The organism is Nocardia sp. CDC159 (assembly GCF_023740735.1).
Lineage (GTDB): Bacteria > Actinomycetota > Actinomycetes > Mycobacteriales > Mycobacteriaceae > Nocardia > Nocardia pulmonis.
Genome location: NZ_JAMRXH010000020.1, coordinates 119,929 through 130,525 on the forward strand (window position 1 = coordinate 119,929; position 10,597 = coordinate 130,525).

10 protein-coding genes and 1 rRNA gene are annotated in these 10,597 nt (G+C 68.0%); 4 read left to right on the forward strand and 7 right to left on the reverse strand.

Going from position 1 to position 10,597, the window contains the following annotated elements; genetic code table 11:
- The first annotated feature begins 119 nt into the window (after positions 1-119).
- Together NDR87_RS32320 and glgB are read left to right on the forward strand one after the other, a co-directional pair.
- Positions 120-2,123, forward strand: a complete 2,004-nt coding sequence (locus NDR87_RS32320) for an alpha-1,4-glucan--maltose-1-phosphate maltosyltransferase (protein ID WP_251917642.1) — start codon at positions 120-122, stop codon at positions 2,121-2,123.
- Between the two features lie 14 nt (positions 2,124-2,137).
- Positions 2,138-4,273 carry a 1,4-alpha-glucan branching protein GlgB gene (glgB, locus tag NDR87_RS32325; protein WP_251917663.1) on the forward strand — a complete coding sequence of 712 codons (2,136 nt, stop codon included), beginning with the start codon at positions 2,138-2,140 and terminating at the stop codon, positions 4,271-4,273.
- A 54-nt stretch (positions 4,274-4,327) separates the two neighbouring features.
- Here glgB and NDR87_RS32330 read toward each other — a convergent pair whose 3' ends face one another.
- From NDR87_RS32330 to NDR87_RS32340, 3 genes are all read right to left on the reverse strand, one after another.
- On the reverse strand, positions 4,328-5,182 hold the full coding sequence (locus NDR87_RS32330; RefSeq protein ID WP_251917664.1) for a tetratricopeptide repeat protein: 855 nt from the start codon (positions 5,180-5,182) through the stop codon (positions 4,328-4,330).
- 61 nt (positions 5,183-5,243) lie between these two features.
- Positions 5,244-5,597 carry a DUF3817 domain-containing protein gene (locus NDR87_RS32335; RefSeq protein WP_251917643.1) on the reverse strand — a complete coding sequence of 118 codons (354 nt, stop codon included), beginning with the start codon at positions 5,595-5,597 and terminating at the stop codon, positions 5,244-5,246.
- A gap of 56 nt (positions 5,598-5,653) precedes the next feature.
- A complete protein-coding gene (locus NDR87_RS32340) occupies positions 5,654-6,835 on the reverse strand; it encodes an acetyl-CoA C-acetyltransferase (protein WP_251917644.1) in 1,182 nt (393 codons plus the stop codon).
- A 116-nt stretch (positions 6,836-6,951) separates the two neighbouring features.
- On the opposite strand from NDR87_RS32340, the gene mce reads away from it, so the two are divergent.
- Positions 6,952-7,422, forward strand: coding sequence for a methylmalonyl-CoA epimerase (gene mce / locus NDR87_RS32345; RefSeq protein WP_251917645.1), 471 nt, complete (start codon positions 6,952-6,954; stop codon positions 7,420-7,422).
- Positions 7,423-7,508: 86 nt separating this feature from the next.
- Complete coding sequence (locus tag NDR87_RS32350; RefSeq protein ID WP_251917646.1) at positions 7,509-8,507, forward strand: hypothetical protein; 999 nt, start codon at positions 7,509-7,511, stop codon at positions 8,505-8,507.
- Between the two features lie 89 nt (positions 8,508-8,596).
- On the opposite strand, the gene NDR87_RS32355 is transcribed toward NDR87_RS32350, so the two are convergent.
- From NDR87_RS32355 to rrf, 4 genes are all read right to left on the reverse strand, one after another.
- A complete protein-coding gene (locus NDR87_RS32355; RefSeq protein ID WP_251917647.1) occupies positions 8,597-8,902 on the reverse strand; it encodes an ATP/GTP-binding protein in 306 nt (101 codons plus the stop codon).
- A 10-nt stretch (positions 8,903-8,912) separates the two neighbouring features.
- Entirely contained in the window at positions 8,913-9,590 is a 678-nt protein-coding gene (nucS, locus tag NDR87_RS32360; RefSeq protein WP_251917648.1) for an endonuclease NucS, read from the reverse strand.
- Between the two features lie 38 nt (positions 9,591-9,628).
- A complete protein-coding gene (locus NDR87_RS32365; RefSeq protein WP_251917649.1) occupies positions 9,629-10,360 on the reverse strand; it encodes a rhomboid-like protein in 732 nt (243 codons plus the stop codon).
- Positions 10,361-10,514: 154 nt separating this feature from the next.
- A 5S ribosomal RNA gene (rrf, locus tag NDR87_RS32370) occupies positions 10,515-10,597 on the reverse strand; the annotation flags it as partial.

Here is a 10,597-nt window from a genome sequence, read left to right on the forward strand (position 1 = left end):
CCTCCAGTTGCGGTCCCGTCCACCAGAGTTCCACGCCGGACCGGGTCCTGTCCTGGCCCTGCCGGTCCCACTCGCGCTGCGTTCGTGGTCGGAGCCGCTGTGCCGGTACGGTTGATCTCGTGAGCGGTCGGATCGCCATCGATGACACGGCTCCCGCCATACCCGGCGGCTTCCCCGCGAAGGCGGTGGTGGGCGAGGTGTTCCCGGTGCGGGCCGTGGTGTGGCGCGAGGGACACGACGCGGTGGCAGCCACGCTCGCGGTGCGCGCACCGGGCAGCACGCGGCTGCGGCGGATCCGGATGGCGCCGGATTTCGAGCCCGATGTGTTCAACGCGACCTTCATCCCCACCGAACCGGGCCTGTGGACCTACCGCGTCGAGGGCTGGAGCGACCCCATCGCCACCTGGCGGGCCGCGGTCGAGGCCAAGCTCGCCGTGGGTCAGAGCGCCGCGGATCTGGCCAACGACCTCGAGGTCGGCGCGCGGCTGTTCGATCGGGCCGCTCAGAACGTGCCCAAACGGCAGTGGGAGCGCCTGCGCGCGGCCGCCGCGGCGCTGCGCAACGACGCCCAGCTCCCCGCCCGGGTCGCCCCCGCCTTCAGTGCGGAGGTCACCGAGATCCTGCGCGAGACGCCGCTGCGCGAACTGGTGACCCGTGGACCGCAGTTCTCGGTGCTGGTGGAGCGGCAGCGGGCGCTCTACGGGTCGTGGTACGAGTTCTTCCCGCGCTCGACCGGCGGTCGTGACGCCGAGGGCCGACCGGTGCACGGCACCTTCGCCACCGCCGCCAAGGAGCTACATCGCATCGCCGCCATGGGTTTCGACGTGGTCTATCTCCCGCCCATTCACCCGATCGGCAGGGTGAACCGCAAGGGCCGCAACAACTCCCTGGCCGCCGAACCGGACGACGTTGGCTCACCGTGGGCGATCGGTTCCGACGAGGGTGGCCACGACGCCATCCATCCGCAGCTGGGCACCGAGGAGGATTTCGTCGAATTCGTCTCCACCGCACGCGAACTCGGACTGGAGGTGGCGCTGGACCTGGCCCTGCAGTGCGCACCGGACCATCCGTGGGCGCGCGAGCATCCGGAGTGGTTCACGACCCGGCCCGATGGCACGATCGCGTTCGCGGAGAATCCGCCCAAGAAGTACCAGGACATCTACCCGCTCAACTTCGACAACGATCCCGACGGTCTGTACGCCGAGGTGCTGCGCGTGGTCCGGCACTGGGTCTCCCTGGGCGTCAAGATCTTCCGCGTCGACAATCCGCACACCAAGCCGGTCGACTTCTGGGAGTGGCTGATCGCGCAGGTGCGCCGCATCGATCCGGAGGTGTTCTTCCTGTCCGAGGCGTTCACCCGACCGGCCCGGCTCTACGGGCTGGCGCGGCGCGGATTCGCCCAGTCCTACACGTATTTCACCTGGCGAACGGGTAAGCAGGAGCTCACCGAGTTCGGCCTCGAGCTCGCCGCCAAGGCGGATCAGGCCCGGCCCAACCTGTTCGTGAACACCCCGGACATCCTGCACGAGAGCCTGCAGCACGGTGGGCCGGGCATGTTCGCCATTCGCGCGGTGCTGGCCGCCACGCTGGCGCCCACCTGGGGTGTCTATTCCGGATTCGAGCTGTTCGAACATCAGGCCGTGCGCCCGGGCAGTGAGGAGTACCTCGACTCGGAGAAATACGAGCTGCGCCCGCGCCCGTTCGCCGAGGCGGCCGCGCGCGGAGAATCCCTGGAGCCGTGGCTGACTCGGCTCAACGAGATCCGTCGCGCCCATCCGGCGCTGCAGCAGCTGCGCTGCATCGCCTTCCATCACGTCGACAACGACGCGCTACTGGCGTTCTCGAAGGTCGATCCGGTCACCGGTGACGCGGTGCTCGTGGTGGTCAATCTCGATCCCTACGGTCCCGAGCAGGGCATGGTGTCGCTGGACATGCCCGCCATCGGCCGCGAGTGGCACGACCACCCGGTGGTGTACGACGAGGTCAGTGGCGAGGAATACCACTGGGGCCAAACGAATTACGTCCGCCTGGATCCGGTCCACGCCGTCTCGCACATCCTCGCGCTGCCGCCGGTGTCCGCGAGCGCGCGGACGGAACTGGCGTACCGGAGGACGTTCTCGTGAACCGCCGCGACCTCATGCTGCTGGCGGCTGGCACCCATCCGGATCCGCACACCGTGCTCGGCGCGCATCCGCATCCCGACGGCACGGTCGTCAGAGCCCTTCGGCCCCATGCGGATTCGGTGGCGGCACGGATCGGTGAAAAGGATTATCCGCTCGTCCATGTGGCGCACGGCGTCTTCGAGGGCGTCGTCCCGTTCACCGAGCTGTGGGACTACCGGTTCGTCGTCTCCTACCCGGGCGGCCAGACCGTACTCGACGCCGACGGCTACCGCTTTTTGCCCACCATCGGTGAGCTGGATCTGCATCTGATCGGCGAGGGCCGCCACGAACGGCTGTGGGATGTGCTCGGCGCGCATCCGCGCAGCTACACCACCCTCGACGGCGAGGTCTCGGGCACCTCGTTCGCGGTGTGGGCGCCCAACGCCCGCGGGGTGAGCGTCATCGGCGATTTCGACGGGTGGAGCGGAAACAGCGCCCCCATGCGGAAATTGGGCGGCTCCGGGATCTGGGAGCTGTTCGTTCCCGGTATCGGCCCCGGGGCGAAGTACAAGTTCCGGGTGCACGGCGCCGACGGTCGCACCGTCGACCACGCCGACCCGCTGGCCTTCGCCACCGAACCACCTCCGGCGACGGCATCGGTGGTCACCGAGAGCACATACCAGTGGCAGGACCGGGATTGGCTGGCCGAGCGCGAACGCACCGACCCCACCCGCGCGCCGATGAGCATCTACGAGGTCCACCTGGGCTCCTGGCGACCGGACCCGAGCTACCGCGAGGCCGCCGATCGGCTCGCCGAATACGTTCTCGCCCAGGGCTATACGCACGTCGAGCTACTGCCGATCGCCGAGCATCCGTTCGGCGGGTCATGGGGCTATCAGGTCACCTCGTACTACGCGCCGACCGCACGGTTCGGCACGCCGGACGATTTCCGCGCCTTCGTCGACCGACTGCACCGGGCCGGAATCGGCGTCCTGCTCGACTGGGTTCCGGCGCATTTCCCGCGCGACGAATGGGCGCTGGCCCGCTTCGACGGCACCGCCCTCTACGAACATGCCGACCCGCGGCGGGGCGAACAGCTGGATTGGGGCACCTACGTTTTCGACTTCGGCCGGTACGAGGTGCGCAATTTCCTGGTGGCCAACGCGCTGTACTGGATCGAGGAGTTCCATATCGACGGGCTGCGCGTCGATGCGGTGGCCTCGATGCTGTATCTGGACTACTCGCGCCCGGAGGGCGGCTGGGAGCCCAATGTGCACGGCGGGCGGGAGAATCTGGAGGCCGTCGCGTTCCTGCAGGAGATGAATGCGACGGTGCACAAACATCATCCGGGTGTGGTCACCGTCGCCGAGGAATCCACCAGCTGGCCCGGCGTCACCCGGGCGACCGACGTCGGCGGCCTCGGCTTCACGATGAAGTGGAATATGGGCTGGATGCACGACACGCTCGGCTATCTCGGCCGCGACCAGATCCACCGCGGCTGGCACCACAACGAGATCACCTTCTCGATGGTGTACGCGTGGAGTGAGAATTTCGTGCTGCCGATCAGCCACGACGAGGTCGTGCACGGCAAGGGCACGCTGTGGACGCGGATGCCCGGCGACGACTGGGCGAAGGCCTGCGGCGTGCGCGCGCTGCTGGCGTATATGTGGGCGCATCCAGGCAAGCAGCTGCTGTTCATGGGACAGGATTTCGGCCAGTTCCGGGAGTGGTCGCACGACCGCGGACTGGACTGGGACGAACTGGACAACCCGCTGCACGACGGCATCCGCGCGCTGGTGCGCGATCTGAACACCACCTACCGCGCCCACCCCGCGCTGTGGAGCCAGGACACCTCGCCCGGCGGCTACGCCTGGATCGAGGCCGACGACCGCACCAACAACGTGATCGCCTTCCTCCGCCACGGCTCCGACGGTTCGACCATCGCCTGCGTCTGCAATTTCTCCGGCGCCGAACATCGTGACTACCGCGTGGGCCTGCCCACCGGCGGACGCTGGCGCGAAATCCTCAATACCGACGCGCAAGCCTACGGCGGCAGCGGAATCGGCAACCTCGGCAGCATCGAAGCCACCAATCACCCGTGGCACGGCCGACCACACTCCGCCGCAGTGACACTGGCCCCCAACAGCGCCGTGTGGCTTGCGCCGGAATAGCTTCAGAACTTCCACCCCGTGGCCCGGCCGCCAGGCCGGGCCACGGGGCACCCGTCAGTAGAGCGCAGTCGCCAGCTTGCGCCGCGCCGCGACGACGATCGGATCCGCCGTGTCGAACAGCTCGAACAGCTCCACCAGCCGGGTGCGCACGCGATTGCGGTCGTCGCCCGCTGTGCGCTTGACCAGGTTGATCAGGCGGGTGAAGGCTTCCTCGGGCTGCTGGTTGAACAGTTCCATATCGGCGGCGGCGAAGGCCGCGTCGATATCGTCGGGGGCGGCGTCGGCGCGAGCGATCGCGTCGGCGGGCAGACCCTGGGCGCGGGTGTAGAAGCGCAGCTGGCGCAGCGCGGCCTTGGCCTCCTGGTTGGCGGGCTCTTCAGCGAGGATGCGTTCGTACGCGGCCTCGGCGGCGGCGATGTCGCCGCGCTCGATGGCCTCCTCGGCCGCCACGAAGCGGGGATCGTCGGGGACCTCGGGGGCGGCGGCCTCGTCACCGACGCCGGGCAGGCGGCCGCGCACGGCATCGACCACGGCGGCCAGCCACTGCCGCACCTGCGGCTCGGGCTGGGCGCCCTGGAAGTCGGCCAGCGGCTGACCCGCGGCCACCGCGATCACGGTCGGAATGCCTTGCACTCCAAACGCTTGCGCGATGCGCATATTCGGCTCGGCCTCGACGGTGGCCAGATCCCAGCTGCCGTCGCCCTCGGAGACCAGCTTCTCGAGCAGCCTCACCAATTCCACGCTGCCCGGACTGCGCTGCGAGTACAGGGCGACGACGACCGGCACCTCGAGTGAGCGCCGCAGCACCTTGGTCTCGAAATCGGCCTCGGTGACCGCATGGCCGCTCGGAACGTCACCGGCGGCGGCCGCGGGCTGTTTCAAAGCGGACAGATCCACCGCACCGGACATAGCGGCGGCGACGGCGGGCGAAGGGCGACGTGCAGCAGGTCGAGTCACGACTTCCAGTTTGTCACGAACCGGCGGGCGCGGGTGCCGGGGCTTGGCTCAGCTCGCCCAACTGCCCGCTGCGCCCGGCCCAGCGCTCGAACCACAGCGAGGTGAACGGAACCACCGACGAGACGAGGCCGAGCAGCAGCGTCTTACCCGGCCACTCGTACTCGCGATACGCCAGCAGCAGACTCAGCACGAACATGATGAACAGCACGCCGTGCAGCATCCCGAACACCATCACCGGCCAGGTGATCGGATCCGGCAGCCGCTTGAGCACCGAGCCGGTCAGCAGCAGCACCCAGGACACCGCCTCGAGGACGCCGAACAACCGGACGCGCTTGCCGACCGTGCTCAGGTCGAAGAATTCACCCATGGCAGCCATTGTGCCGCAGGTCTACGACACCATGTAGTTCTGTGTTCTATGCCACATCAGGCCCGGATGATGAGGGCGTCACCCTGGCCGCCGCCACCGCACAGGGCCGCGGCACCGATCCCACCGCCCCGACGCTTCAGCTCGAGCGCCAGGTGCAACACCAGCCGCGCACCGGACATGCCGATCGGATGGCCGATGGCGATGGCCCCGCCGTTGACATTGACCTTCTCCGGATCGATGCCCAGTTTGCGGGTCGAGGCGATGCCGACCGCGGCGAACGCCTCGTTGATCTCCACCAGATCCAGATCGGCGGGCGAGATCCCCTCACGCGCACAGGCTTTGGCAATGGCGTTGGCGGGCTGCTCCTGCAGGCTGGAATCCGGACCGGCCACCACGCCCGCGGCGCCGATCTCGGCGATCCAGCTCAGGCCCAGCTCCTCGGCCTTGGCCTTGCTCATCACGACCACCGCGGCCGCGCCGTCGGAGATCTGCGAGGCCGAACCGGCGGTGATGGTGCCGTCCTTGCGGAAGGCCGGGCGCAGCTTGGCGAGCGTCTCGACCGTGGTGTCGGCGCGAATGCCCTCGTCCTGGGTCACCAGGATCGGATCGCCCTTGCGCTGCGGCACGGCCACCGGCACGACCTCGTCGTCGAAGACGCCGTTCTTCCACGCGGCCGCGGCCTTCTGGTGCGAGGCCGCCGCGAAGGCGTCCTGCTCCTCGCGGCTGAGCTGGTCCTGATCGTTGCGAGCCTCGGTCAGCGCGCCCATCGCCTGATCGGTGAACGCGTCCCACAGACCGTCGAGGGCCATGTGGTCGCGCATGGTCACATCGCCGTACTTGAAGCCCTCGCGGCTGTTCTCCAGCAGATGCGGGGCCCGCGTCATCGACTCCTGACCACCCGCGACGACGATCTCGTACTCACCGGCGCGAATCAGCTGATCGGCGAGGGCGATCGCGTTGATGCCGGACAGGCAGACCTTGTTCACCGTCAGCGCCGGAACGTCCATCGGGATGCCCGCGGCCGCGGCCGCCTGCCGCGCCGGGATCTGACCCGCACCGGCGGTCAGCACCTGACCCATGATCACGTAGTCGACCTGCTCCGGCGCCACCCCGGCCTTCTCCAGCGCCGCCTTGATGGCGAACCCGCCCAGATCCGAGCCACTGAAATCCTTCAGCCCACCCAGCAGCCTGCCGACCGGGGTGCGCGCGCCGGAGACGATGACGGAGGTGGTGGTCACGATGAACCTCGTTTCTCGATTTCACAGAACGCCGTCGACGGGCCAGGCCGCCTCGTACTCCACGGTAACCGGTGTACTCCCGGCACGACCATGCAGGTGCGCGCTACGTTCAAGGGGTGAGCAGCACCGAAACGTCCGAATTCATCCCCGCCGATTACGTGATCGCCGTCGACCACGTCGGCGTCGCGGTTCCCGACCTGGACACCGCCGTCACCTGGTACTCCGAACACCTCGGCATGGTCGAGACCCATCGCGAGGTCAACGAGGCCCAGGGCGTACACGAGGCGATGCTGTCGCTGCCGGGCGCGGGCGACGACTCGACTGCTCTGCAGTTGCTGGCCCCGCTGAATCCCGATTCGACGATCGCCAAGTTCATCGATCGCAATGGCCCGGGTCTGCAGCAACTGGCGTATCGGGTCACCGATATCGACGCCGTGGCAACCTATCTGCGTGCGCGTGGCCTTCGTTTGCTGTACGAGGCGCCCCGGGCCGGAACCGCGGGTTCACGCATCAACTTCGTGCATCCGAAGGATGCTGGAGGTGTGCTCATCGAGCTCGTGGAACCCTCGGCGAATCCTACTCACTAGTACCGCAATCCGACCGCGGAAACTTGTCGTAACTACATTCGCGGTCGGGTCACCATGGTCGGTCGGTAGGCTGTAGTTTGTGGGGCATGTCGTCCACTGAGCCCGATCGCAATCGCTTCGTCGCGTTGCCCTTTACGGTGGTCCGGAAGGGATATGACCGTGACGAAGTACGCAATTACTTCGACCGATTCGACGCCGAACTGAGGGTCACCGCCACCGACCGCGATGCCGCCGCGGCTCAGGCCCGAAACCTGGCCGCCCAGCTGGAAGACGCGCGCGACGAGATCGACGAACTGCGCAAGGAAGTCGATCGCCTGTCGGTGCCGCCCACCACCGCGGAGGGCATGAGCGACCGCATCTCCCGGATGCTGCGCCTGGCCTCCGACGAGGCGTCCGAGGTCCGCGCGCAGGCCCAGGCCGAGGCCGCGGAGATGATCTCGATCGCGGAGCAGCAGGCCACCGAGATGCGTGGCAAGTACGAGTCGCTGCTCGCCGAGACCAAGGAGAAGCGCGAGGCGCTCGAGGTCGAGTTCGAGCAGACCCTCGCCAACGCCCGCGCCGAGGCCACCAAGATCGTCGAGGCCGCCCAGGCCGAGGCCGACCGCATCACGAAGGAAGCCGAGGCCAAGCGCAAGGCCGCGCAGCAGGACTTCGAGGTCACCATGGCCGAGCGGCGCACCAAGCTCACCCGCGCCATGGAGGAGCTCGAGGCCACCAGCCGCGCCGAGGCCGCCCAGCGCATCAAGGACGCGACCGACGAGTCCAACCGTCTGGTCACCTCCGCCACTCAGCAGGCCGAGCGCAAGATCGCGCACGCCAAGGAGCTGGCCGAGGAGATGCGCGTACTGCGCGGTCGAGTTCTGGCCCAGCTCTTGGGAATTCGCGGCCAGCTCGATTCGGTTCCGGCCATGCTCGCCGCGGTCAACCGCGAGAGCGAGCTGCTCGACGGCGCTCCGGAGCAGCGCTCGCTGTCGGGTAAGCAGTCCGGCGCCAACCGTCAGAAGGCGATCCAGGACGCCAAGGCCGACTCCGAGGAGGACGAGGTCGACGCGGACGAGCGCGAGAACGCCGAAGTCTCGAGCTAGCACGCCGAACCCACCCGGGCGACAAACACCATCCGTTGCGAAGGCCGCCCCCGATTCTCGGGGGCGGCCTTCCTTATGTCGGTGCGGTATCAGGACCAGCGGCGGGTGATGCCGCGCGTGTGGCGGCCCTTCCAGCACCCGGTGTGCCAATGGCGTCGATCGTCCTCTCCGCCGTAGGCGGGCCAGGCGACGATATGAGCGACCCCGGGCAGGATCTCGTGGTCGCAACCCGGGCAGCGATAGGTCTTCGTCGCGCGGCTGCCGGGAATGGTGCGCACCTTGTAGGTCTCGTCCCCGCCCGGGCCGTCCTCGGTCCGGCCGAAAACGTCGCCGAGCGGGCGCGGCTCCCGGGAGAACCGCGCCGGTTGGCTGGGGCGCGGTCTCCGGCGGGGCATGATCCCAAGGTTAGAACAGCCGGAATTCGTCGCTCTCCGTGCCCCGTAGGGCGTCGTAATCGAGCGTCAGACAACGAATTCCACGGTCGGTCGCGAGGGTGCGGGCCTGCGGCTTGATCTGCTGGGCGGCGAAGACGCCGGTCACCGGGGCCAGGAGCGGGTCGCGGTTCAGCAATTCCAGATAGCGGGTGAGCTGTTCGACGCCGTCGATCTCGCCGCGGCGCTTGATCTCCACGGCCACCGTCGCGCCCGCGGCGTCGCGGCACAGGATGTCGACGGGTCCGATGGCGGTCATGTATTCGCGCCGGATGAGGCTGTAGCCCTCGCCGAGGGTGTGGATGTGCTCGGCCAGCAACTCCTGCAGATGCGCCTCCACACCGTCCTTCACCAGGCCGGGATCGACGCCCAGATCGTGCGAGGAATCGTGTTCGATGTCCTCGACGGTGATCCGCAGCTCCTCACCGGCCTTGTTGGTCACCACCCAGAGTTTGCTTGTGTCCGAATCGGTTTCGCGTTCCTCCAGCCAGCACGGCGGACTCATCCAGTTCAGCGGCTTGTAGGAGCCGCCGTCGGAATGTACCAGCACCGAGCCGTCCGCCTTCATCATCAGCAGGCGACGGGCCATCGGGAGGTGAGCGGTGAGCCGACCCACGTAGTCGACCTGACAGCGAGCAATCACGAGGCGCACCCCAGGCACTTTAGGCCAGTGCCGCGCCGATCCGTTATTCAGCCCACGAGCAGCAGATATCCCAGCGCCGCGGCGACGATCAGCAGCCCGGTTTCGTACCGGGTCAGCTTAGGCAGCGCGAAACGGCCGATGCGCAGGGCCCAGAAGCCCGCCGCCAGACCGATGGCGACAGCCAGTAGATGACCGACGTTGGTGAAGGTCCGGCCCATCACCACGCCCGCCACGGCGACGGCGAGCCAGGTGATGGCCCAGGTAGGTCGCCACCGGGCCGGGAGCACCGCGTAGAAGGCGCCGATCAGGGCCAGGGCGCCGTAGCTGATGCCGACGTCCTCGGCGCGCGTGACGGCCATCGGCAGCCACCCGGCCTCGACCGCCACCCACAGGCCGAGCGCCACTAGAAGCGTGGCGCCGATATGCCCGGCCAGGAAGATCCGAATCACCTGCCAGGCGCCGAATCTCAGCTCGGCGAGGGCGAGTAGGGAGAGCAGCAGCGGGATGATGAGCAGCGCGACCTCGGTGTCGCCGATGACGAAGGCGCTGGAGAACAGGGTGCCGTAGTGGCCGCGCACCAGATTGTGCAGATTCGTGCTGACGTGCAGTACGAACCTGGTTTCGGTGGTGTCGTTCATGGTGGACAGCCATACCGTCACCGCGACGAGGGCGGCCACATAGGCGTAGGTGACCGGCAGCAGGAATCGGCGCCAGCCAGTACGGCGGGCCGCGGGCAGGCCGCTCGATGCCACCGACGCCGGTGCCGACAGCACCACCATCGCATCCCCTTCCGAACTCCTACCGGCAGCCGATCCGCCGGGCCTACCTGTCCATGATCCTGCCATGATCTCCGGACGGGCTACCCGTAGCTCGAGACTCCGCTGTGAATATGCGAAAGGCCCCCAACTGTGTTGGGGGCCTTTCTGAAAGTATGTCCGGCGGTGTCCTACTCTCCCACACCCTGTCGAGTGCAGTACCATCGGCGCTGGCAGGCTTAGCTTCCGGGTTCGGAATGG